The sequence below is a fragment of the Caballeronia insecticola genome, from assembly GCF_000402035.1.
In the GTDB taxonomy this organism is placed as follows: domain Bacteria; phylum Pseudomonadota; class Gammaproteobacteria; order Burkholderiales; family Burkholderiaceae; genus Caballeronia; species Caballeronia insecticola.
In genome coordinates this window covers 448278-471838 of sequence record NC_021287.1, presented here as the reverse complement: position 1 = coordinate 471838, position 23561 = coordinate 448278, and the positions used below count along the sequence as shown (strand labels likewise).

General features: G+C 64.7%; 25 protein-coding genes. 17 read left to right on the top strand and 8 right to left on the bottom strand.

The features are described 5' to 3' along the window. Positions 1–30 precede the first annotated feature (30 nt). On the top strand, positions 31–585 hold the full coding sequence (locus BRPE64_RS02190; protein WP_016344379.1) for a carboxymuconolactone decarboxylase family protein: 555 nt from the start codon (positions 31–33) through the stop codon (positions 583–585). A gap of 27 nt (positions 586–612) precedes the next feature. Here BRPE64_RS02190 and BRPE64_RS02185 read toward each other — a convergent pair whose 3' ends face one another. Continuing rightward, on the bottom strand, positions 613–1530 hold the full coding sequence (locus BRPE64_RS02185) for a glutamate/aspartate ABC transporter substrate-binding protein (protein WP_016344378.1): 918 nt from the start codon (positions 1528–1530) through the stop codon (positions 613–615). 202 nt (positions 1531–1732) lie between these two features. Here BRPE64_RS02185 and BRPE64_RS02180 point away from each other — a divergent pair, with 202 nt between their 5' ends. Next, positions 1733–2401, top strand: coding sequence for a glycine zipper 2TM domain-containing protein (locus BRPE64_RS02180; protein ID WP_016344377.1), 669 nt, complete (start codon positions 1733–1735; stop codon positions 2399–2401). Between the two features lie 133 nt (positions 2402–2534). Continuing rightward, entirely contained in the window at positions 2535–3026 is a 492-nt protein-coding gene (locus BRPE64_RS02175; RefSeq protein ID WP_016344376.1) for a hypothetical protein, read from the top strand. Positions 3027–3355: 329 nt separating this feature from the next. On the opposite strand, the gene BRPE64_RS02170 is transcribed toward BRPE64_RS02175, so the two are convergent. From BRPE64_RS02170 to BRPE64_RS02160, 3 genes are read right to left on the bottom strand one after another with little or no spacing between them, the layout of a single operon-like run. Next, entirely contained in the window at positions 3356–3748 is a 393-nt protein-coding gene (locus tag BRPE64_RS02170; protein ID WP_016344375.1) for a hypothetical protein, read from the bottom strand. A 3-nt stretch (positions 3749–3751) separates the two neighbouring features. Further along, positions 3752–4318, bottom strand: a complete 567-nt coding sequence (locus BRPE64_RS02165; protein WP_016344374.1) for a putative lipoprotein — start codon at positions 4316–4318, stop codon at positions 3752–3754. 34 nt (positions 4319–4352) lie between these two features. Beyond that, a complete protein-coding gene (locus BRPE64_RS02160) occupies positions 4353–5312 on the bottom strand; it encodes a peptidoglycan DD-metalloendopeptidase family protein (RefSeq protein WP_051180365.1) in 960 nt (319 codons plus the stop codon). 393 nt (positions 5313–5705) lie between these two features. Between BRPE64_RS02160 and BRPE64_RS02155 the strand changes: the two genes are divergently transcribed. Further along, positions 5706–5954, top strand: coding sequence for a GlsB/YeaQ/YmgE family stress response membrane protein (locus BRPE64_RS02155; protein WP_044041888.1), 249 nt, complete (start codon positions 5706–5708; stop codon positions 5952–5954). Positions 5955–6017: 63 nt separating this feature from the next. On the opposite strand, the gene BRPE64_RS02150 is transcribed toward BRPE64_RS02155, so the two are convergent. Then, positions 6018–6680 (bottom strand): DedA family protein, encoded by a 663-nt coding sequence (locus BRPE64_RS02150; protein ID WP_016344371.1) that lies wholly within the window; start codon positions 6678–6680, stop codon positions 6018–6020. A 208-nt stretch (positions 6681–6888) separates the two neighbouring features. Here BRPE64_RS02150 and mutL point away from each other — a divergent pair, with 208 nt between their 5' ends. Both mutL and miaA read left to right on the top strand, forming a co-directional pair. After that, the gene (gene mutL / locus BRPE64_RS02145) at positions 6889–8889 is read left to right on the top strand and encodes a DNA mismatch repair endonuclease MutL (protein WP_016344369.1); all 2001 of its coding nucleotides are present in this window, start codon (positions 6889–6891) and stop codon (positions 8887–8889) included. Continuing rightward, positions 8886–9833 carry a tRNA (adenosine(37)-N6)-dimethylallyltransferase MiaA gene (gene miaA / locus BRPE64_RS02140; RefSeq protein ID WP_016344368.1) on the top strand — a complete coding sequence of 316 codons (948 nt, stop codon included), beginning with the start codon at positions 8886–8888 and terminating at the stop codon, positions 9831–9833. Before mutL ends, miaA begins: the two co-directional genes overlap by 4 nt. A 65-nt stretch (positions 9834–9898) precedes the next feature. Here the strand turns inward: miaA and purM are convergent, their stop codons facing one another. Further along, complete coding sequence (purM, locus tag BRPE64_RS02135; protein WP_016344367.1) at positions 9899–10954, bottom strand: phosphoribosylformylglycinamidine cyclo-ligase; 1056 nt, start codon at positions 10952–10954, stop codon at positions 9899–9901. A gap of 253 nt (positions 10955–11207) precedes the next feature. Between purM and hda the strand changes: the two genes are divergently transcribed. From hda to BRPE64_RS02100, 7 genes are all read left to right on the top strand, one after another. Then, complete coding sequence (gene hda, locus BRPE64_RS02130; protein ID WP_016344366.1) at positions 11208–12023, top strand: DnaA regulatory inactivator Hda; 816 nt, start codon at positions 11208–11210, stop codon at positions 12021–12023. Positions 12024–12034: 11 nt separating this feature from the next. Continuing rightward, entirely contained in the window at positions 12035–12721 is a 687-nt protein-coding gene (locus tag BRPE64_RS02125) for a histidinol-phosphatase (protein WP_016344365.1), read from the top strand. Next, positions 12714–14312 (top strand): polynucleotide adenylyltransferase PcnB, encoded by a 1599-nt coding sequence (gene pcnB, locus BRPE64_RS02120; protein ID WP_016344364.1) that lies wholly within the window; start codon positions 12714–12716, stop codon positions 14310–14312. The genes BRPE64_RS02125 and pcnB overlap by 8 nt, the downstream gene beginning before the upstream one ends. Positions 14313–14398: 86 nt before the next feature. Then, a complete protein-coding gene (folK, locus tag BRPE64_RS02115) occupies positions 14399–14980 on the top strand; it encodes a 2-amino-4-hydroxy-6-hydroxymethyldihydropteridine diphosphokinase (RefSeq protein ID WP_016344363.1) in 582 nt (193 codons plus the stop codon). Further along, on the top strand, positions 14977–15657 hold the full coding sequence (locus BRPE64_RS02110; RefSeq protein WP_016344362.1) for a deoxynucleoside kinase: 681 nt from the start codon (positions 14977–14979) through the stop codon (positions 15655–15657). The genes folK and BRPE64_RS02110 overlap by 4 nt, the downstream gene beginning before the upstream one ends. A 40-nt stretch (positions 15658–15697) precedes the next feature. Continuing rightward, positions 15698–16513 carry a 3-methyl-2-oxobutanoate hydroxymethyltransferase gene (gene panB / locus BRPE64_RS02105; protein WP_016344361.1) on the top strand — a complete coding sequence of 272 codons (816 nt, stop codon included), beginning with the start codon at positions 15698–15700 and terminating at the stop codon, positions 16511–16513. A gap of 115 nt (positions 16514–16628) precedes the next feature. Further along, positions 16629–16928 (top strand): hypothetical protein, encoded by a 300-nt coding sequence (locus BRPE64_RS02100; protein ID WP_044041130.1) that lies wholly within the window; start codon positions 16629–16631, stop codon positions 16926–16928. A 57-nt stretch (positions 16929–16985) separates the two neighbouring features. On the opposite strand, the gene BRPE64_RS02095 is transcribed toward BRPE64_RS02100, so the two are convergent. Continuing rightward, positions 16986–17933, bottom strand: a complete 948-nt coding sequence (locus tag BRPE64_RS02095; RefSeq protein ID WP_016344359.1) for a CopD family protein — start codon at positions 17931–17933, stop codon at positions 16986–16988. 495 nt (positions 17934–18428) lie between these two features. On the opposite strand from BRPE64_RS02095, the gene BRPE64_RS02090 reads away from it, so the two are divergent. The 4 genes from BRPE64_RS02090 to BRPE64_RS02075 all read left to right on the top strand — a co-directional run bounded on the left by BRPE64_RS02090 (position 18429) and on the right by BRPE64_RS02075 (position 23033). Beyond that, positions 18429–19175: a c-type cytochrome gene (locus BRPE64_RS02090; RefSeq protein WP_044041128.1), complete on the top strand. Its 747-nt coding sequence runs from the start codon at positions 18429–18431 to the stop codon at positions 19173–19175. Positions 19176–19196: 21 nt separating this feature from the next. Next, positions 19197–20495, top strand: a complete 1299-nt coding sequence (locus tag BRPE64_RS02085) for a cytochrome c (RefSeq protein ID WP_016344357.1) — start codon at positions 19197–19199, stop codon at positions 20493–20495. 125 nt (positions 20496–20620) lie between these two features. Next, entirely contained in the window at positions 20621–21241 is a 621-nt protein-coding gene (gene trhA, locus BRPE64_RS02080; RefSeq protein ID WP_016344356.1) for a PAQR family membrane homeostasis protein TrhA, read from the top strand. Between the two features lie 265 nt (positions 21242–21506). Beyond that, positions 21507–23033: a DEAD/DEAH box helicase gene (locus BRPE64_RS02075; RefSeq protein WP_016344355.1), complete on the top strand. Its 1527-nt coding sequence runs from the start codon at positions 21507–21509 to the stop codon at positions 23031–23033. 27 nt (positions 23034–23060) lie between these two features. Here the strand turns inward: BRPE64_RS02075 and BRPE64_RS02070 are convergent, their stop codons facing one another. Further along, on the bottom strand, positions 23061–23561 hold the full coding sequence (locus BRPE64_RS02070; protein WP_016344354.1) for a PNPOx family protein: 501 nt from the start codon (positions 23559–23561) through the stop codon (positions 23061–23063).

The following is a 23561-nucleotide window of genomic DNA, read 5'->3' as shown; positions in this document are numbered from 1 at the left end:
ACGACGCATCCCACTTAAATCGAGCGCAGCATGCACAAGCGACTTCCCGACTTTGAGATCAAGACCGCGTCCGACGAGCAGAAGGCCGTGCTCCACGACATCCTGAGCGGTCCGCGCGGCAATCTCAACGGACCGTTTCTCGGCTGGATTTTCAGCCCCGAACTTGCGCAAAACGCCCAGAAGCTCGGCGCGTTTTGCCGCTACAACACGGGGCTGCCGCTGCGGCTGTCGGAACTGGCTATTCTCGTGACGGCGGCGCGTTGGCGCTCGCAGGCGGAATGGCACATTCATCATCCGATCGCGCTCGATGCAGGCTTGCCCGCCGATGTCGCCGAAGCGCTGCGCACCGGCGCCACGCCGCATTTCGCCGATGCCGACGACCAGCTCATCTTCAATTTTTCGACCGAGCTCTACGAAACGAAGCGCGTAAGCGACGCCACGTATGACGCCGCCGTCGCGCGTTTCGGTCATACGGTGGTGGTGAACCTCGTCGGCTTGCTGGGCTATTACGCGCTCGTCGCGATGACGCTGAACACCTTCGGCATGCGCGCCGAAGGGCAAACGGATTTGCCCTTCGCGGAATGAGCGTGGCCGCGCGTGTAGCCAGACGCGTTATTCGAACGCGCGGTCGTTCGGCTCGGCATAGAGCTTCTGCATCGTCTCGCTCATCGGGAAATCGAAGTTGATGTTCTTCGGCGGCACGGGTTTCATGAACCACTTGTCGTACATCGTCCTGATCTCGGGGCTCTTCATCGCCTGACTCATGGCGTCGTCGACGAGCTTTTTGAACTCGGGATCGTCACGACGCATCATGAAGCCATACGCCTCCGACGACTGCGGCGTGCCCACCAGCACCCAGTCCGATGGCTTCGCCGTCAGCGAACGCGTGCCCGCGAGCAGCACGTCGTCCATCATGTAGGCCACCGCGCGACCGGTTTCGAGCGTCGCGCGCCCTTCGCCGTAATCCTTCGCGCTGATGATGCTCATGTTCATCTTCTTCTCTTCGTTCATCTTGCGAAGAATGCGCTCGGACGTCGTGCCCTGATTCGTCACGACAGTCTTGCCCGCGAGATCGGGAAAGTCCTTGATGCCCGAATCCTTCTTCGTGAGCAGACGCGTCGTCGCGACGAAGAACGTGTCGGAGAACGCCACCTGATTTTGCCGCGACGTGAGATTCGTCGTCACGCCGCATTCGAGATCGACCGTGCCGTTCTGCACGAGCGAAATGCGATTCTGCGACGTCACCGGAATGAAGCGCACACGCAGGTCCGGATGCTTCGTCTTCGCCTTGATCGCATCGATGACCTTGTTGCACAAGTCCTGCGAAAAACCGATGACCTCGTTGTTCGCATCGACATACGAAAACGGCACGGACGTTTCGCGATGACCGATGGCGATCAGATTGACGCTCTGGATTTTGGCGAGCGTCGGCTGGCCGGTCTGCGCGTGGCTCGTCCCCGCGACGAGCGACAACGCGGCGAGCACAAATGCGGACGCGGATGCTGATGCGAGCAGCGGCTTCGTCTTCATGGCTTCCTCGATTTCGTTTCGAATGATACATATGTTGCCATCGACAAAATTAACGCAACATATGTATTCACCCTAGGCTATCGAAGATCGAGTTCGAAGCGCCTGCGCGACACGACTTTTGCTTACAAATGTCACAGCCGCTGCGTCCACCGCGCGCGGCGCACGGCGTTATAGCAGGCAGGCATCCACAGGAGTCGCTGCCATGAACGCCGTACCCGAGATTCAAACGAAGCCGTCCCGCATTCATCCGCTCGTCGCGGCGGCCGCCGTGTCGGTCATCCTCGCGTGCGGCACGGGCGTCGCGGCGATGACGGGGCTGCTGCCTTCGTCGAAGGCGACGGCGGCCGCCGTCACGGCCTCGCCGCTCGTCGATGCGCAACTGGCTCAAGCCGCGCCCGCGTCTCAGGCAGCGCCGGCGTCCGTATCGCAAGCCGCGCCGCTGCCGCGCGCCGTGCGCGGCCATCACGTGAACCCGGCCCGCGCTGCCGCGCCCGTTCGCGAGCCGGCCGTCGCTGCAACGGTTCCCGCTCCCGCGTACGATCCCTACGCGGGCGAAGTGACTGCCGTGAATGCCGTGCAGAGCGCGCAGCCGAGTTCGGGCATCGGCGCGATCGGCGGCGCGGTGGTCGGCGGGCTCGCGGGCACGCAGATCGGCAACGGCCGCGGCCGCACGGCGGCGACGATCATCGGCGCAATCGGCGGCGGGCTCGCGGGCAACCAGATCGAACACGTAGTTCACAAGGCGACGACATATCAGGTGCAAGTCCGCATGAACGACGGCAACGTGCGCACGTTCAATTACGAAGCGGCGCCCGGCGTGGCGATCGGCCAGAAGGTGCGCGTGTCCGGCGACACGCTGACGCCCGCGTGAGAACACGGTCTTTAAGACACAGCTAATTTTCCGATGCGATGATGCTTTCCACGCCACACGCATCAACGCATCCAGCGTCCCGGCGCAGCCGCCTGCCCCGGCCTACGCGACCATCCTTTTCGGGAGTGCTTCCGTGAAAAAGAAATCGACGAATCTGAAATCCGCCCGTCCCGCGATGTCGCCGTTGTTGCGCGCGCTGACGTACGGCCGCGCGGCGCGCCAGCCGATGATCGACGCGATGCTGCTGCAGTGCTACGCCGCACTCGACGCGATTCATCGCAGACACGGCTCGCATCCGCTTTTCATGACGTTGTGCCGTCATCTGCTGGTCGCGGAGGAACTGTGCCAGCTCGGCCACGCAGCCGAATTCGAGCACGACATCACGCTCGCGCACGAGGCGCTGGTCGACGTGGATACGCGCCACGCAGCCGAAGGCACATGGACATTGAGCGACGACGAACACGCGCGCCTTTGCACGGCGCTCGACGTCTTCGCGGAACAACTGGAAGACGCGACGCTCGAGCACATCGCGCAGGCGGAAGCGCGCATGGTCACGCAATCGCTCGTCGCGGCGAACATGCGCTCGGGTCTGCCGCACACGCAGCTGGCTTCGTCGGAGCGATGAATATCGGTGCTTTCCCGCAAAGCGCTGATCAATCCGTGCATGTGTTTGCGAGCGTACATTCAGACGAATACAGACTCGCGATACTTCCTTCCAGCGCACGGGGGGAACCATTCAGGCGCTGAGAGACCGATAAACAGGATGGGCGGCACTCGACCGAGTCGTGGATAGAAGCACAGCGCAGCGACCAACAACAACATCGCGCGTGCTTTTGGCAACGGCCTGGCGAGTCGCAGGCGAAAGAGGCCAGCGCCCCGATAACGAAGCTCAAAAGCCGGCTTGATGCCGGCTTTTTCTTTTGCTGCGTGGCGCTGAAGGCGGAGTTTTGAAGCTCAGCGAAATCGCGAGAAAACCGTGCGCGCGCATTCGGCGCACCAGTGACGCGGCGCGGCGTCGGCGCGAGCCTGCCAGACGTGGCCGTAGGCGCAGCGCCATTCGAGCGGCGTCGCGACATCGACATAACCGGGCGACAACAGCGCGCCGCCCCGTGCTTCGGCCAGATCGCGCAGGCGCCGTGTCTCCAGCTCGCGCCGCTGTCCCGCGCAGTTCAGGCAGCGCACGTTCTGCGCGGCGTCGAGCGATGCATCCCAGGCATGGCCGCGGCCGCAGTCCCAACGCGACAGCATCACCGCGTTCGCGTCGCGCGCGCCATTGTGGCGGTCGCGAAAATGCGCCGCTTCTTCGGTCAGACGGAGCCGCTCACAGACCGACGCCGGGATGCTCATGGCTCAGCGCTGGCCGCCGCGGATCGAATCGGAGCGCGACGTCGTCACGACCGTGCCGTCCGGACCGAAATGCGCGTTGAACATCGCGTCCTGATTGACGCCGTCTTCAAGCCAGTGCCAGCTCCAGACGCGCTCCTTCTTCAGCGGATATTCGGCGATGGTCGTCGGCTTGCCGAGCAACCTGCGCGCTTCGTCCATCGTCATGCCGGGCCGCACCTTCGCGAAGTTCTCGGCGGTCAGCACCTGCGTGACGGACACGAAGAGGCCGTCTGGGTCGAGATCCACCATATAGGTGTTCGTGCCCGCCGGTCCGCGCGGATATTCGAGGCGCTTGCTGCCGTCCGTGAAGGTGCGCTCGTTTTCGGGTTCGCCCATCTGCTCGCGGATCTGCGCCTCGGTCGTCACGCCCGGTTGCAGATTCTTGAGCAGCAAATTGTCCGGCTTCACGGCATTGAAGAACGCCTTGAGCTTGTTCAATCCATCCTCGCTTTGCTGCTGATCGCATCCGGACAACAGCGACACGGACGACGCCGCAAACAACGCGGCAATGACTATCTTCTTCAACTTCAACTTCAACTCCCTTGGTGCGCGCGTGCGCAATGAATCAACCGCCTGCCGAGCCGAGCAACGGCAGCGGATCGACCGCGGCGCCCGCTTTGCGCACTTCGAAGTGCAGCGACGGCGTGCCGCCGGGTCCGGTGCCCATATCGGCGATGGTCGCGCCTTGCTTGACGCTGTCGCCTTCCTTCACAAGCAGTTTCTCGTTGTAGGCGTAGGCGGTCAGATAGTCGTTGCCATGCTTGACGATGATCATGCGCCCGTAGGAACGCAGACCGCTGCCCGCATACACGACCTTGCCCGACGCCGCCGCCTTGACCGGCTGCCCGATCTTGCCCTCGATATCGATGCCCTTGTTGCCGCTCGCGCCGAACTTGCGCACGATCTCGCCGTGCGCCGGCCATGCGAACGAGCCCTTCGACGCGCTCGCGCTCGCGCTTGACGCCGGCTCGCGCTCCGCGCTTGCGGCGGGCTTCTCCGCCGCCGGTTTCTGCTGCGCCACCGCCGATTTCTCCGGCGTGGGCAATAACGGCGGCTGCGCGGGCTTCGATGCCGCTGCCGTTGCCGCGGCGGACGCCGTCGCCTGCGCGCTCGCCGTGGAGCCCGGAGGCATCACGCGCAACACTTGCCCGATGTTGACCTGCTTGCTCTCGGGCAGCGTGTTCCACTTGAGCAGATCCGCCGGCTTTTGCTTGAAGGTGCGCGAAATGCCGTAGAGCGTGTCACCCGGCTTTACGCGATAAAACCCCGGCTCGACCGGCGCGCTCGCCACCGACGCGCCCCGTCCGAGCGGCACGAGCGGTGTGGGCGTAACGCTCGGCGACGTGCCCTGCACGATGGGCGGCGCGCTCATCGCCGAACTCTCGACGATCGGCGCTGGCGTGCGCGGCGTCGACGTGCAACCTGCCAGACCCGCAACCAGCGCCGCGGCAAGCGTCACGCCCGCGATCGCGGTACGGGCGTCCGATCCGAAACCTTCCTTGTGCATCACCACCGGCTTTCTCATTCTTTTCGTTTTCAACTCTTCTAACTTTTCGACCGCGCTCGCACGCGCCTTTGACGGCGCCACCAACGCGCCCACGACGACGCCGACACAACGTCGAAAGCATAAAACATAACGGACATGGAATTGCCCGTATTGACTCAAACGACACACTTACACCACGAATAAAGAGTGTGGCGCCGTGTCTCTCTTTTTTGGCATTCTAAATTTTTGACCTATACAGCCAAACCCTTGCACCGCCTGCCTGCGCTGGAATTTCCCGCCGGGTCTTTTGACAATATTTGACGTTCGCGAAGCCCTTCGCCACGTCGTTTCCGCTACATTCGCCGCGCCTGCTAGCGGGAAGTTCCCGCAGCCTGCAATTCAACTTTCTCGGAGTATCAGCGCATGCAACTCTTGCAACACGGAATCATCCTCAGCCTGATCATCGGCGGCGTGGCCGGCTGGCTCGCCGGTCTCATCATGAACGGCAGCGGCTTCGGCATCCTGGTCGACATTCTCGTCGGCATCGTCGGCGGCCTGATCGGCGGCTGGGTTTTCGGCCTGCTCGGCCTGTCGTTCGGCGGCATCTTCGGCACGCTCGTCACGGCTGTGATCGGCGCGGTCATTCTGCTGTTCGTCATCCGTCTGTTCCGTCGCGCCTGACGCGTTCCGGCGCCCGCGATGCCGTCACGGCGGCATCGCGGGTTTTCAGTCGGAAGATGGCATTCAAGCCTTCGAGTTGCGACCGCGGCTCATTTTCCACACCGCGCCCAGCGCGACCGGCACGATCGCCGCGCCGATGCCCACCAGCACGATCACGTTCAGATACTGCTTGATGAACGGAATATTGCCGAAGAAGTAGCCCAGCAACACGAGCAGCAGCACCCAGATCAGCGCGCCCATGATGTTGAACAGCTGAAAGCGCGCGTGACTCATCGCCGAGACGCCCGCGACGAACGGCGCGAACGTGCGCACCACCGGCACGAAACGCGCAATCACGATGGTCTTGCCGCCATGGCGCTCATAGAAGTTATGCGTCTTTTGCAGCGCGGCGCGGTCGAGAAAGCGTTCGAGCACGGGAATATTCGTGTCGAACACCTTCGGGCCGATAGCGCGGCCGATCCAGTAATTCACCGTGTTGCCGGAAATCGCCGCAACCAGCAGCAGTGAAATCAGCGCGTACAGATTCATTTCATGCGTCGCCGCGAATGCGCCGCCGATGAAAAGCAGCGAATCGCCCGGCAGGAACGGGAACACGACGAGCCCGGTTTCGCAGAACACGATCAGAAACAGGACCGCGTAGACCCAGGTGCCGTAATTCTGGATAAAGACACCGAGCGATTTGTCGATGTGAAGGATGAGTCCCAGGAATTGCAGCAGCGTGTCCAAAAGCTTTCCTCGAAAATAAATACGGCGGCCAAAAAAAGGTGCATCGGCAACCCATGTGGAGTCGCGCCATGATACCGAAGTGATGCGTCGCGTCGGTTAAAAACCGCGCATCCGGACGCGATCTCCCGATGCATCGACGGGCACCGGCGGCCACTGGCCATTGCCGGCCAGCGCGCGAGCGCTCCTTTGCGAATCGTTATAATTCTGCATGGCCGATCTCAACGAATTCTCCGCAGACGCTTCGACTCTCGACGACGCGCGCCGTTCGCGCGCCATCGCCCCGCTGCCCGACCAGCTGATCAGCCAGATCGCCGCGGGCGAAGTGGTGGAACGGCCGGCGTCGGTCGTCAAGGAACTGCTGGAAAACGCACTCGACGCAGGCGCGAGCACGCTGCGCATCACGCTCGATGAAGGCGGCGTGAAACGCATCGTCGTCGCGGATGACGGCTGCGGCATTCCGCCCGCCGAACTTCCGCTCGCGCTCCTGCGGCATGCCACAAGCAAGATCCGCTCGCTCGCCGATCTCGAAGCCGTCGCCACGCTCGGCTTTCGCGGCGAGGCGATTGCGTCGATTGCGTCCGTCGCCGAATTGTTCATCACGAGCCGCACGCAGTCGTGCCCGCACGCGACGCGCATCGACGCGCAAACCGGCGCGATCTCGCCGGCGGCGGGCACCGTCGGCACCACGATGGAAGTGCGCGAACTGTATTTCAACACACCCGCGCGCCGCAAATTCCTGAAGAGCGAGCAGACCGAACTCGGGCATTGCCTCGAAGTGATCCGGCGCATGGCGCTCGCGCGGCCGGACGTCGCGATTTCGGTGATGCACAACGGCAAGGCCGTCGAGCACTGGAACGCCAGCGATCCGCAAACGCGCGTCGCGAAAATTCTCGGCGAAGTATTCGAGACGGCGCATCTGCCGCTCGACGAACGCGCCGGGCCGCTCGCCGTGTATGGCTGCGCGGGTCTGCCGACCGCGAGCCGAGGCCGCGCCGACCAGCAGTATTTCTTCGTGAACGGCCGCTTCGTGCGCGACAAGCTGCTCACGCACGCCGTGCGCGCCGCGTATGAAGACGTGCTGCACGGCAACCGCTATCCGGCGTACGTGCTGTTTCTCGATCTGCCGCCCGAATCCGTCGATGTGAACGTGCATCCGTCGAAGATCGAAGTGCGCTTCCGCGATTCGCGCTCGATTCATCAGTACGTGTTTCATGCCGTGCAGCGGGCGCTCGCGCGGCACGCGGGCGCGTCGCCGGAGACGACCTCGGGCGGCCATGCCGCGCAACTTCAGCCGACCGGCCCGGCGTCGTTCAGCGCGAAGCCGCTCACCGGCGCATTCGTCAGCGCGCCGGACGCGCTGCATCTGAAAAGCGAAAGCGGCACGAACTGGCTGCGGCAGTCGCGCATGACGCAGGGCACGCTGCCGGTGGCGCAGCCGCTCGCGCTCTACGACGCGCTGTTCGGCCGCAAGGACAACGGCGCGGGCACGCCGGGCGCGACGACGACCATCGACACGCCTGATCCGACTTATTCGACTTATTCGACATATTCGACGCCCGAACAGGCGCCCGCCGCGCCATTCTGGGCGAGCGACAGCGCGGCCGCGTCACGCGATCACGCCGACGATCAACCGCTCGGTTTCGCCGTCGGGCAGATTCACGGCATCTACGTGCTCGCGCAGAACGCGCGCGGACTCGTGCTCGTCGACATGCACGCCGCGCACGAGCGCATCCTCTACGAGCAGTTCAAGCACGCCCTCGCCGATCGCGCGATCGCGGTGCAGCCGCTGCTGATTCCCGTGTCGATGACAGCCGAGCCGGTGGAGATTGGTATCGTCGAGGAAGAGCGCGCGACGCTCGATGCGCTCGGCTTCGATCTCGCGGTGCTCTCGCCGACGTCGATCGCGATTCGCGCCGTGCCCGCGCTGCTGAAAGACGCCGATCTGCAGTCGCTCGCGCGCGCCGTGCTCGCCGATCTGCACGCTTACGGCGGCTCGCGCGTGCTCACCGAACGACAGCACGAATTGCTCGGCACGCTCGCGTGTCATAACGCGGTGCGCGCGAACCGGCGTCTCACGCTCGACGAAATGAACGCGCTCCTGCGCCAGATGGAAGCGACGGAGCGCGCCGATCAGTGCAATCACGGCCGGCCGACGTGGTTCCAGCTGACGCTCGCCGATCTCGACCGCCTTTTCATGCGCGGACAATGAGCGGCGCGGCTTTGCCCGTAGCGTGCCTGCTCGGGCCCACGGCGTCTGGCAAGACCGCGGCCGCGCTTGCGTTCGCGGCGCGGCATCCGGTCGAGATCGTCAGCGTGGATTCGGCGCTCGTCTATCGCGAGATGGATATCGGCACGGCCAAGCCCGATGCAAACGAGCGCGCGGCGGCGCCGCATCATCTGATCGACATCATCGATCCTGCGGAGTCGTATTCCGCCGCGCAGTTCCGTGCGGACGCGCTGGCGCTCGTCGGCGAAATTGTCGCGCGCGGCAAGGTGCCGTTGCTTGTCGGCGGCACGATGCTGTACTACAAGGCGCTGACGCAAGGCCTGAACGATCTCCCCACCGCCGATGCCACCGTGCGCGCCGCCCTCGATGCCGACGCCGCGCGCGAAGGCTGGCCCGCCTTGCATGCGCGGCTCGCGGCCGTGGATCCCGTAACCGCCGCGCGGCTCGCCCCGAACGATTCGCAGCGCATTCAGCGCGCGCTCGAAATCTTCATGCTGAGCGGTCAGCCGATGTCCGCGCTGCTCGCCGCCCCGCGCGCCCCGGCCGACGATGCGCCGTATCGCTTCGTGCCGGTCGCGCTGGAGCCGTCGGATCGCGGGCTGCTGCATGCGCGCATCGAGGCGCGCTTCGATGCAATGCTCGCGCACGGTTTCATCGACGAAGTGAAGCGGCTGCGGGCGCGCGGCGATCTCGATCTTTCGATGCCGTCCATGCGCTGTGTTGGTTATCGGCAGGCGTGGGAATATCTCGACGGCGCGACGCGCTACGACGACATGCGCGACAAAGGCGTGTTCGCGACGCGCCAGTTGTGCAAGCGGCAGTTGACGTGGCTTCGCGCGATGCCGGAGCGGATCGTCGTGGATTGCTGCGCGCCCGATGCGACCGCGCGGGCGGTGGAAGCCGTGGAGCGAATCGCGCGGACGTAGGCGTTAAAAAGAAAAACCCTCGCGCGGGGCGAGGGTTTTCACATGCGAGCCGGACAGCGCCCGGATCAGACCACGACCGTCTGCGCCTCGCCTTCCTTGCTCGCGCGCACGACGCCGATCTGCCAGACCTGCTCGCCCGCTGCCGACAGCAGGCTGGTTGCCGCCTGCGCTTCTTCCGCTGAGACGATCACCGCCATTCCGATGCCGCAGTTGAACACGCGATGCATTTCCGCATCCGCGACGCCGCCGTGCTTCTGCAGCCATGCGAACAGCGGCGGCAGCGGCCACGCGCGATGATCCAGTTCCGCCGTGAGCCCTTCGCGCAGCACGCGCGGAATGTTCTCGACGAGTCCGCCGCCCGTGATGTGCGCCATGCCCTTGACCGTCACGCGCTGCATGGCGGACAGCAGCGATTTGACGTAGATGCGCGTGGGGGCCATCAAGGCGTCGGCGAGCGTGCGGCCGTCGAAATCGGCGTTCAAATCCGGATTGGCGCGCTCGATGATCTTGCGCACCAGCGAATAACCGTTCGAATGAATGCCGCTCGACGCCAGGCCCAGCACCACGTCGCCCGGCTTGATCAGACTGCCGTCGATGATCTTGCTCTTTTCCACCGCGCCGACCGCGAAGCCCGCGAGATCGTATTCGCCGTCCGGATACATGCCCGGCATTTCCGCCGTCTCGCCGCCGATCAGCGCGCAGCCCGCGAGTTCGCAACCCTGCGCGATGCCCTTCACGACATCCGCCGCGGTATCGACATCGAGCTTGCCGCACGCGAAATAATCGAGGAAAAAGAGCGGCTCGGCGCCTTGCACGAGAATGTCGTTGACGCTCATCGCGACCAGATCCTGGCCGACGGTGTCATGCCGGTTCAGCGTGAACGCGAGGCGCAGCTTGGTGCCGACGCCGTCCGTGCCCGACACGAGCACGGGTTCCTTATACTTCTTCGGCACTTCGAACAGCGCGCCGAATCCGCCGATGCCGCCCAGCACGCCGTCGCGCAACGTCTTTTTGGCAAACGGCTTGATACGGTCGACGAGCGCGTCGCCCGCGTCGATGTCCACGCCCGCGTCGCGATATGACAAACCTTGGGCGTCCGGAGCGGATTTCGGTTGATTCATGGGGGGAGGTGCAAGAAGGTCGGTAAAATGCGATTTTACCCGATGATGGCCCGACGACCGGATTTCCCGCGCGCGCAAAAAACCGCGGCAACGTGCTTTTCGAGACTCAGCGTGAGTCGGCAAGCACGGCCGCGCGGCTGGCGAAGCATTGCCGGAAGCGGCGGCGCGCATCATCGTCCGGTTCATCCGCCCGTTTTCAAGATATACCCGACGCAAACCGCCCGTTCCCAAGGCCCGACGACACCGATCTCCCGTGCAACGCCAACTGACGCTCGATCTCGGCACGCCGCCGCCCGCCACCTTCGATAATTTCTTCGCCGCCGGCAATCACGAACTGATCTCGCGGCTGCGGGAACTCGAAGGTGCGCTCGCGGCCGGCCCGGTCGCGGACCGCACGTTCTACGTGTGGGGCGAGCCGGGCAACGGGCGCAGCCATCTGCTGCAGGCGCTCACGCACGAGGCGAACGGCCACGCGCGCTATCTCGGCCCGCAGAGTGCGCTCAACGCATTCGGTTTCGATCCGCGCGTGACGCTCTACGCCGTCGACGATTGCGATCGCCTTTCGGCTGCGCAGCAGATCGCGCTGTTCAATCTCTTCAACGAAGTGCGCGCGCATCCGACCAGCGCGCTCGTCGCCACCGGCAACGACGCGCCGCTCGCGCTCACCGTGCGCGAAGATCTGCGCACGCGGCTCGGCTGGGGCCTCGTGTTCCATCTGCAGCCGCTGTCCGACGACGCCAAGGCGGCCGTGCTGAAACACGCGGCGCGCGAACGCGGCATCGTGCTGGCGGAGGACGTGCCCGGCTATCTGCTCACGCATTTCCGTCGCGACATGCCGAGTCTCATGGCGCTGCTCGACGAACTCGACCGCTTCTCGCTGGAGCAAAAACGCGCCGTGACGCGCCCGCTTTTGCGCGCGATGCTGCAACAAAGCGGTCGCGCGGCGCCGCTCGTGCCGGTCGGGGCGCCGGAGCAAATTCGGGATGAAGCGTCCGCTGCGGCGTCCGGCGTTCCCGGCAATCCTGGCTATCCGCCCGCGCCGGACAACGATCCGACCCGCTTCAAGTAAAATGCGCAGCCATGAACCTCGCCCTCTTTGATCTCGATCACACGCTCATTCCCACCGACAGCGACCACGAATGGGGCCGCTTCATGGTGAAACTCGGCATCGTCGACGCGGATTCCTTCGCGCGTCAGAACGACGCCTTCTACGCCGATTACAAGGCGGGCGTGCTCGACATCAACGCGTATCTGCACGCCATGCTCACGCCGCTCGCGAAGTATTCGCGCGAGCAACTGGCCGACTGGCACGCGCAGTTCATGCGCGAGGTGATCAATCCGCGCATCGTGCCGGCGGCGGTCACGCTCGTGCGCGAGCATCAGGACAACGGCGACCTGTGCTGCCTCGTCACCGCGACCAACGCATTCATCACCGCGCCGATCGCGGAAGCATTCGGCATCGAAACGCTGATTGCGTGCGAGGTGGAAACGGTCGACGATCATCCGCAAGGCGCGTTCACCGGACGTCCGACCGGCACGCCGAGCTATCGCGAGGGCAAGATCGTGCGCGTCGAGCAATGGCTCGCGTCGCTCGGCAAGCGACTCGGCGACTTCAGACACAGCTATTTCTACAGCGACTCGCATAACGACATCCCGCTCCTCGAGCGCGTCACCGATCCTGTCGCCACCAATCCTGACGACACCCTGCGCGCGCATGCGCAAGCCCGAGGCTGGCGCATCCTGAATCTCTTCGACACACGTGATTAAAAAACTCATCCGCAAGCTGTTCGGGCAAGAAAGCGCCGATTCCGTCGATGACGCGGCCAACGACAATCCCGCGGCTTCCCCCGACGCGAAGCCCGCCCGCAAGAGCACGCGCAAAAAAGCCGCCGCGCCCGCGAAACGCGACCCGGACGTGCCGGTCATCCTGGCGTCGGAGATTCATGGCATCGATTCTTCGCTGATTTCGAAGAACGCCGTGCGCGTGACCGACGGCCTGCAGCAAGCGGGACACCGCGCGTTCATCGTCGGCGGCGCGGTGCGCGATCTGCTGCTGGGCGTGGCGCCCAAAGATTTCGACGTCGCCACCGACGCCACGCCCGATCAGGTGCAGAAGCTGTTTCGCCGCGCGCGCATCATCGGCCGGCGCTTTCAGATCGTGCACGTGCAGTTCGGCCAGGAAATCATCGAGACATCGACCTTCCGCGCGCTCGTCGACACGCCCGCGCCCGAGCCTGTTGCCGAAGCGCCGCGCCGCTACAAACGCGGCGAGCTCGACCACCGCACGCACGCCGTCGATGCAAGCGGCCGCGTGCTGCGCGACAACGTCTGGGGCGAGCAGCACGAAGACGCCACGCGCCGCGATTTCACGATCAACGCGATGTACTACGATCCGGCCACGCAAACCGTGCTGGACTATCACGACGGCATGGCCGATATCCGCGCGCGTCTGCTGCGCATGATCGGCGACCCGGCCACGCGCTATCGCGAAGACCCGGTGCGCATGCTGCGCGTCGTGCGTTTCGCGGCGAAGCTCGGCTTCGAGATCGACGAAGCCACGCGCGCGCCGATCAAGGAACTCGCCGACCTGATGAACAACGTGCCGGCAGCGCGCCTCTTCGACGAAATGCTGAAACTGCTGCTGTCCGGACACGCGCTCGCGTGCCTCACGCGGCTGCGTCAGGAAGGGCTGCATCACGGCGTGTTGCCGTTGCTCGATGTCGTGCTCGAACAGCCGCACGGCGAGAAGTTCGTCACGCTCGCGCTCACGAGCACCGACGAGCGCGTGCGAGCGGGCAAGACCGTGTCGCCCGGCTTTTTGTTCGCCACCTTGTTGTGGCACGACGTGCAGACGCGCTGGCAACAGTTCACGGCGAACGGCGATTACCCGGTGCCCGCCCTGCATCGCGCGATGGACGACGTCCTCGACATGCAGACCGAGAAACTGGCGATCCACAAGCGTTTCTCCTCCGACATGCGCGAGATCTGGGGCCTTCAGCATCGGCTGGAAAAACGCGGCCGCAGCGCGCTCAAGTTGCTGGAACACCAAAGATTCAGAGCGGGGTATGATTTCCTGCTACTGCGCTGCGAATCGGGCGAGCTCGATGCCGAGATCGGTCAATGGTGGACGGACTTCGTCAATGCGGATCATGCCGGGCGTGAAGCACTGCTCACGCAAGGCGGCAAGGAACGCAGCGGCCCGAAGAAGCGGCGGCGGCGCAGCAATTCGAAGCGTCGTTCGGGTGATGTGGGTGATGCGGGCGATGCCGCCGCATCCGGCGCGCAAGCGGAATCGAGCGACGATACCGACACCGTATCGCGCGAGACACACAAGCGCGAAGACTCGGACGACGAATAAAGCCGGTTTTGGTTAAAGTAGCCAAGAGCGACGCCGCGTTCCTGCGGCTTCGCGCTTCGCTGCAACCCAAGCGTAGGACTTTTGCCATGACGATTGCTTATCTGGGCCTGGGAGCGAATCTCGGCGATGCGCGCCAGACCCTGAAAGACGCAGTCGTGTGTCTCGCCCAGCAGCACACGATCACCGTGCTCGCGAAATCGAGCCTCTATCGCACCGCGCCGATCGACGCGTCCGGCGACGATTACTTCAACTGCGTCGTCAAGCTCGAAACGAGCCTGCCCGCGCGCGCGTTGCTGCGTTTGTGCCACGGCATCGAGGAACAGTTCGGGCGCGAGCGGCCGTATCGCAATGCGCCGCGCACGCTCGATCTCGACATCCTGCTGTACGGCGCGTCGAGCATCGACGAAGCGGATCTCGTCGTGCCGCATCCGCGCATGACCGAGCGCGCGTTCGTGCTCGTGCCGCTCGTGGAACTCGAACCCGAACTGATTCTTCCGCAACGCGGCCGCGCCGATGCCTTGCTCGCGGGCGTCGCTGATCAGCGCATCGAGAAGGTCGCAAGCTGTCAGTGCATGGCGGGCTCGCCAGCGCGCGCAACCGACGCGACCGATGCGGCCGACCTGGCCAACCCGGCTTCGGCCCCTTCCAACAAGACAAATTGCCGATGAGCGTACCGCCACTGACCGTCACCGCGCCGCAACTGCGCCCGCCGCACCGCTACATCGCGATCGAAGGTCCGATCGGCGTCGGCAAGACCACGCTTGCGACGCTGCTTGCGGAACGCTGGTCGATGCGCACGCTGTTCGAACGCCCGCAGGACAATTCGTTTCTCGAACGCTTCTATCGCGACACCACGCGCCACGCACTCGCGACGCAACTCGCGTTCGCGTTGCAGCGCGCGTCGCAGGCGCGGGAAGCGGCGGATATCGTGACGAGCGGCGCGTCGCTGATGACCGACTTCGTCACGCAGAAAAGCGAACTGTTCGCGCGCCTCACGCTGCCCGACGACGAGTTCAATCTGTACCGGGACGTGGCCGGCCGCATTCACGCGAACGGACCGGCGCCCGATCTCGTCATCTACTTGCAGGCGAGTCCGGAAGTGCTGTTTTCGCGCATTCAGAAACGTGCACTGCCGATGGAACTGCAAATCTCGGACGCGTATCTGCGCGCGCTCTGCGACGCCTACAACGACTTCTTCTATCACTACGACGCGACGCCGCTGCTCACCGTGAACGCGGAGCATCTGAATCCGCTCGAGTCGCATGAGGATCTCGCCCTGCTCGTCGAGCGCATCGAGACGATGCGCGGGCGCAAGGAATTCTTTGTCAAAGGCGTGTCGGTCTGAGCGTATCGTTCAGGCTCACGCACTCTCCAGTGAAACAATCATGACGTATCTGCAGGAAACCAGTCGCACGACGGTCACCGTCCCCAAGCTCCAGGCCATGCGCCAGGCAGGCGAACGCATCGCAATGCTGACGTGCTACGACGCGAGCTTCGCCGCGCTGCTCGAACGCGCGGGCGTCGATGTCTTGCTGATCGGCGATTCGCTCGGCAACGTGCTGCAAGGACACGGCACGACGCTGCCCGTCACGCTCGACGACATCGCGTATCACACGGCGTCGGTTGCGCGCGGCAACAAGAGCGCGCTCATCGTCGCGGACATGCCGTTCGGCACGGTCGGCTCGAAAGAGCAAACCTACGCGCACGCCGTGCAGTTGATGCGCGCCGGCGCGCAAATGGTCAAGATCGAAGGCGGCGAATGGGTCGCGGAGACGGTGCGCTTTCTCGTCGAGCGCTCGATTCCGGTGTGCGGGCATGTCGGGCTCACCCCGCAGTCGGTGCACGCGTTCGGCGGCTTCAAGGTGCAGGGCAAGTCGGACGCCGCTGCCGAGCAGATGAAGCGCGACGCGCTCGCGCTTCAGGAAGCGGGCGCGCAGTTGATCGTGATCGAGGCCGTGCCGACCCTGCTCGCGCGCGACGTCACGCAGGCGCTCGCCATTCCAACGATCGGCATCGGCGCGGGCATCGATTGCTCAGGCCAGGTGCTCGTGCTGCACGACATGCTCGGCATCTTCCACGGCAGGCGGCCGCGCTTCGTGAAGGACTTCATGCAGGGGCAGCCGAGCATTCTCGCGGGCGTCGAAGCGTACGTGCGCGCGGTGAAGGACGGCAGCTTTCCCGGTCCCGAACACACCTTCTGACGACGGGCAAAGCGCCGGCGGCGCTTGCTCGCAATTGCGTTTTCTCGTACATAATGGCGATCTTCTTGCGTGTATCCTTGCCAAAAGTCACCAAAAAAAAGAGCGAGAAAACATCATGTGGCATGTCCTTCCCGATGAATACGTCCGTGCCCAGCTGGCGGTCGGGTCGCTCGTCGCATTGGGCGTAGCACGTGTGGTGGCCGCGGGGATCGGCGCACAACACGGCTGGCGCATTTCGGTCGTCACGCGCTGGTTTATTGCGGCGGCCGTCGTGTTCTGCCTGCCGCAGTTGCTCGAAGTGATTTTCGTCGCCGATTCGCACGCGGCTTTCGTCGAGTTGCAGGGCAAGGCGATCGGCTGCGCGGTCGCGCTGTTCTGCGCGCCAATCGTCAGTCACAAGCTCGGGTATGAGTGACGCGTTTCCCGGACGCTGACTTAGCCCTCCTGATCGATCCCGGACGTTATCCGGACGTTATCCGGACGCCGCGCCCGGCACGCTGTGCGACAAGACGGCGGCTGCCACGAACACGCCCGCCATCAAACCGGCTTCGACGCGCATCACGTTGATGAGCGTTTGCGCGTCTATCGTCGATTCGCTGCGTTGCAGGCGCGGCAGCGCCGACCAGCGGTTCAGCGCGCCGCACGCCAGCGCCGCCGCGATCAGCGCGAGTTTCACGAGCAGCGCATGGCCCCACGCGCTTGCGTCCAGCACCGCGGGCGACCCGCCCATGCCGCGCCACGCATTGAACCCGCCCGTCGCTATGACCAAGACCAGCGCGATCGTCGCCGTCCGCGACACGCGCACGGCAATGCGTATCAGCGACGCCCGCGCCATCGACGTATCCAGCGCCGGCAACACGACCGCACCCGCGATGACAATGCCGCCCCACACGCCCGTCGCGAGCAGATGCAGCGCCTGAACTGCTTCGGCGGCCGAGAACGCGCCTGCATCGGCGGCGTGACCGATCGCCGATTTGCCCGCCGCGACGATCAGCACCGCAGCGATCGCAAAGCCGCTCCGCGAAGTCGCCAACGCCGACGCCGAGGCCGACGCCGACGCCGACGCCGACGCCATCAACAAGAGCGCACTGCCCGCGAGCGCGACGGACCAGCCGATACCCGCATGCGTGCCCGTCGCGACGAGCCACATCGACGCGCCCGCCTCCAGCAGCAGCGCGCCGCTCATCGCCATGGATTGCAGCCAGAGCGAAGCGAAGTTGCACAGCAACAGGACGATCGTTGCAGCAATTGCACCACGGCGCGCGCGCCGCCAACCAAACCGTGCGGGCGAAACGGCCGCGAACGCCTGTTCGCCCCGCAGCCAGTTGCCGATGATCGAGGCGCCGAGCACGCAGGCAAAAGCGATGTCCGCCAGCGCCGCGAAGCCGGTTTGCGCAAACCACAGGGAATCGTCACTCATGTTGGAACATCGGCCACGGGATCGATATCCGTGGCCGAACGGCGGTCGTCGAAGAAAACCTGCGGAGTCTAAACGAAACCAGGCGAAATCAAATGAAGCTAAGCTAAGCCAAACGAAATGCCGCGGCCGCGCGTACGATGCAGCACAGCATCGATTGCGAGCGAAACGCCTTGATCTTTCGCCTGACGCTTCCGAAACTGCATGGAGCACGTCGGGCATGCAAGTCGAATCGAGTCGACGCTTTGTCCATCGACAACCAGGCGCTCCGCGGGCGGTCAACAGCCGCGCGGCAAATTGTCGCGAATGCGCTGCAACAGGACTCAGAGCGAGATTGTGTCAAATAGTCATCATCATGCATCGATGATAGAATGCCGCGTCGCATCAGAGGCTCGTCGAGCCGCCGTGGCCGTGGTTCGCCACCCATCGCCCCTTGCGTGGCCGTGGTTCGCCACCTTCGCACCGAGCCGCACGAAGCTCGGCAGGTCCCCGAATTTCATGGAGTGTCGCGTGTTTTCAAGACGCATTTTTCGTCCGCTGCTCGCTTTGGCTTTCGCCTCGGCTCTGGTAGGCGGTGCCGGCGTGTTCAGTTCCGCCGCGCAGGCGCAAAACCAGCCGATCGCCCCCGACACCATGGCCGCGCGCGTGCAGGGCTGCACGGCGTGCCACGGCGTTCATGGCGAAGGCACGGACAATGACTACTTCCCGCGTCTTGCCGGCAAGCCTGCCGACTATCTGTACAACCAGCTCCAGAATTTCCGCGAAGGCCGGCGCAAGTACCCGCCGATGAACTACCTCGTCACGTATCTCTCGGACGACTATCTTCATCAGATCGCGACGTACTTCTCGAATCAGCGTCCGCCGTATCCGGCGCCCGCCAAGTCGAACGTTTCGGCCAGCACGCTCGCGCGCGGCCAGCAAATCGTGCTCAACGGCGACACCGCGAAGAACATTCCCGCGTGCGCCGCCTGTCACGGCAAGGGCTTGACCGGCATGCAGCCGGCCATCCCGGGTCTCGTCGGCCTGCATTCGGACTACATCAGCGCGCAGGTCGGCGCATGGAAGTCGGGCACGCGCCATGCGAAAGCACCTGACTGCATGCAGCAGATCGCCTCGCGCCTGACGGACGACGACGTGACCGCCGTCGCCGCATGGCTCTCCACGCAACAAGCCCCCGCCAACCCGGTGCCCGCGCCCGCTGGCTCGTTGAAGATGCCGCTCCAGTGCGGCAGCGAACCGCAATAAGGCGTCTGGAGCGACAACATAATGAAACGCAAGTCCCTGTTCGCACTTTCCTCGGCTGTCGTGGTGGCAGCCGTCGCAGCCGGCGCCGTTCTCTGGTCGGGCGGCGACAATCTGCATTCGGGCGGCGCCGTCGCGGCGACGCCTGCCGACAAGGCCGCGCTCATCAAGCAAGGCGAGTATCTCGCCCGTGCGGGCGACTGTATCGCGTGCCACACGGTGCGCGGCGGCAAGGAATTCGCAGGCGGCCTGCCGATGGCCACGCCCTTCGGCACCATGTTCACGCCGAACATCACGCCGGACGATCAATACGGCATCGGCAAGTGGACCTCCGACGACTTCTATCGCGCGATGCACACGGGCCGTTCGAAAGACGGCAGCCTGCTCTATCCGGGCTTCCCGTTCACGAGCTACACGAAGGTCACGCGCGCCGACTCCGACGCGATCTACGCGTATCTGCGCTCGGTCACGCCGGTCAACGAGCCGAGCCGTCCGCATGAACTGCGTTTCCCGTTCAATAACCGCAATCTGCTGATCGGCTGGCGCACGCTGTTCTTCAGCGAAGGCGAGTACAAGCCGGATCCGACCAAGTCGGTCGAATGGAATCGCGGCGCGTATCTCGTCGAAGGCCTCGGCCATTGCGGCATGTGCCACACGTCGATCAACGCGATGGGCGGCCCGGTCAGCTCGGCGGCTTTCGCCGGCGGCCTGATCCCGCTGCAAAACTGGTACGCGCCGTCGCTCACGTCGAACAAGGAAGCGGGCTTGGGCGACTGGGACCTGAAGGACATCAACGACCTGCTGAAGACCGGCGTGTCGCAGCGCGGCGCGGTGTTCGGCCCGATGGCCGAAGTGGTGCACAACAGCCTGCAGTACATGACCGACGGCGACATCAACGCGATCTCGACGTATCTCAAGTCGATTCCGCAGAAGAAGGAAGCGCCCGAAGTCATGCAGCTCGAGACTTCCGACAAGTTCGGCGGCGAGTTGCTCACGCTCGGCAAGAAGGTGTACACCGAGAACTGCGCGAAGTGCCACCAGGAGAACGGTCTCGGCAAGCCGCCGGCTTATCCGCCGCTCGCCAACAACCAGTCGATCCAGATGCCTTCGGCCGTCAACCCGATCCGCATGACGCTCAACGGCGGCTATCCGCCCAGCACGGGCGGCAATCCGATGCCGCACGGCATGCCGCCGTTCGCACAGGCGCTGTCGGATACGGAAGTGGCCGCGGTCGTGACGTACATCCGTATGTCGTGGGGCAACCACGGCACGCCGGTGTCGCCGCAGCAGGTGAGCAACCTGCGTTCGGCGCCGCTCGACTGAGGTCGGCACGGTCATCCGTAAAGACAGCGTACAATACGCGTTGGGGCGCAGCCTTCGTAGTTGGGGCCGCGCCCCTTGCTTTTTGCGGACGCGCACACGCGCGAACGAGTTACAGCGGATTCGACATGCACGCGGGTGAGCGTTTCAACAGCATCAGCCATCTGATCGGCGCTTTGCTGTCGGTGGCGGGACTGGCGACGCTCGTCACAATGGGCGCGCTGGACGGCGACGCGTACAAGGTCGTCAGCTTTGCCGTGTATGGCGCAATGCTCTGCGCGCTGTACATCATCTCCACGCTGTATCACTGGGCGCGCTCGCCGCGCCTCAAGGCAGTACTGCAGAAGTGCGATCATTCGGCCATTTACTTGCTGATCGCCGGCAGCTACACGCCGTATACACTGGTGACATTGCGCGGGCCGTGGGGCTGGTCGCTCTTTGGCGTAAGCTGGGGGCTCGCCGTGCTCGGCATCACGCAGGAACTCACGCTCGGGCGCCGAACCCGCAGCGTTTCGATGGTGCTCTACGTGTTGATGGGCTGGCTCGCGCTCGTAGCCGTCCATCCGCTCGTGACAACGCTGCCGCCCGCGGGAACCGCGTGGCTGCTGGCGGGCGGGCTGGTTTATACCGCCGGTATCTGGTTTTTCATCAACGACGAGCGCATCCGGCACGGACACGGAATCTGGCATCTGTTCGTGCTTGCAGGCAGCTTGTGCCAGTTCGTGAGCGTCGCGCGTTATGTCGCGTGAACGTCGGACGCATGAGCGTCGAAGCGTCGCGGCTTCATCGATGCAATTGCAACGAAGCGACTCATCGATGCAACTTAGCGCCAGATGACGTGTCTTGATAGCACGTCGTACCTCGCGGCAACACCCGGCGGTCACTGACCGCAAAGGGGCCCGCCGCCCGATTTTTTCCCGAGCGTTACGCATGCGCTCTGCCGGCCGAACGACGATTCGCCGCAGCTTCTACTCGCATGCGTAACGTTCGACATAACGAATTGAACCTCCATTTATGTCTTTTGATTCACTCGGCCTGTCCGAACCCTTGCTCCGCGCCGTCAACGAACTCGGCTACTCCAGCCCTACCCCGATTCAGCTCCAGGCGATTCCCGCCGTTCTGAAGGGCGGCGACCTGCTCGCGGGCGCGCAAACCGGCACGGGCAAGACCGCCGGCTTCACGCTGCCGATCCTGCAGCGTCTGTCGCAGCTCGCGCCGGCCGCGGGCAGCGCGAAGCGCCCCGTGCGCGCACTGATTCTCACGCCGACGCGCGAACTCGCCGCGCAGGTCGAGGAAAGCGTGCGCGCCTACGGCAAGTATCTGAAGCTGCGCTCGACCGTGATGTTCGGCGGCGTCGGCATCAATCCGCAGATCGAGGCGCTGCGCCGCGGCGTCGATATCGTCGTGGCAACGCCCGGACGCCTGCTCGATCACATGCAGCAAAAGACGATCGACGTGTCGAAGCTCGAAATCCTCGTGCTCGACGAAGCCGACCGCATGCTCGACATGGGCTTCATCCACGACATCAAGCGCGTGCTCGCACGCCTGCCGGAGAAGCGCCAGAACCTGCTGTTCTCGGCCACCTTCTCCGACGAAATCAAGGCGCTCGCCGACGGCCTGCTCGATTCGCCCGCGCTCATCGAAGTCGCGCGCCGCAATACGACGGCCGAGACGGTCGAGCAGAAGATTCATCCGGTCGATCGCGATCGTAAGCGTGAAATGCTCACGCATCTGATCCGCAGCAACAACTGGTTCCAGGTACTCGTGTTCACGCGTACCAAGCACGGTGCGAACCGTCTCGCCGAACAACTCGGCAAGGACGGCATCAGCGCGCTCGCGATTCACGGCAACAAGAGCCAGTCGGCCCGTACACGCGCGCTCGCCGAATTCAAGGATCAGACGCTGCAGGTGCTGGTCGCGACCGATATCGCGGCGCGCGGCATCGACATCGATCAACTGCCGCACGTCGTCAACTTCGACCTGCCGAACGTGCCGGAAGACTACGTGCACCGCATCGGCCGGACGGGGCGCGCGGGCGCGGAAGGCGAAGCGGTGTCGCTGGTCTGCGTGGACGAGCATCAGTTGCTGAAGGACATCGAACGGCTCATCAAGCGTCCGATTCCGCAAGAAGTGATTCCGGGCTTCGAGCCCGATCCGAGCGCGAAGCCCGAACCGATCCAGCGCCGCAGCCAGGGGCGCAGCCAGGGGCGCGGTCAGGGTCAAGGTCAGGGGCAAGGCCAAGGGCGTCAGGGACAGGGGCAGCGCAGCGGCGAAGCCCGTCGCGAAGGCGGTCGTCCGAGCGGTGAGGCGCGAGGCGCGGCGCGGCCGCCGAAGGCAAGCAGCGGCGCTCAGCCCGCGCGCGACGGACGCAGCCAGCCCAAGCCGGCGGCCAAGCCCGTTGCGGGCGCGGGACAGGCCCCGCGCCGCGCCGAGCCGGCAAAGGCACCTCAAGCCGACAACCGACGCAAACCGGCGGCCAATCCCGGCGCGCTGCTCAGCGGCCGCCGCGACGCGCCGCGTTCCAGCAACCGCGGCCACTAAGCCAATCCGGCAGCGCGCGCCGACGCATCAGGCGGCGGCGCGCGCTGCTCGTTTCAGCCACTCGGCCTGCTCGCGCCATCGCGCGAGCGTGGCGCCGGCTTCCGCCTCACTCAGTTCGAACGCGATTCCGCTCGTGAGTCGCGCATAACCCACCCGCTGCCTTTCACCGCTCTCTATCGTGCCGACGAAGCACGCGAGCGGCACCTCGTCGAGCGGCACCCGCCGCGCATCCAGTTGCACCTGATAGAAGGCCTCGTCGAAGACGAAGGCGAGCGTCGCGCGTCCGCTTGCGGCCACGGCCTGCGCGGTCCGCGAATTCGGCCACAGCGCGAACGCGAGCGTGCGCGCGTCGGGCGCGAGCAATTCGCCTGCGCTCAATAGCGCGGTCCGCACGCGCTGCGCGGCATCGGCGACGCAGAGCGATGCAGTGAAGCGGCCATCGGCGCTTGCCAGTGTTCCGTCGAAAAGTGCGCGCAACTCGGGCGGCCATTCGTCGAAAGCGAGAATCGAGGCGGTGTGGTCGGCCAT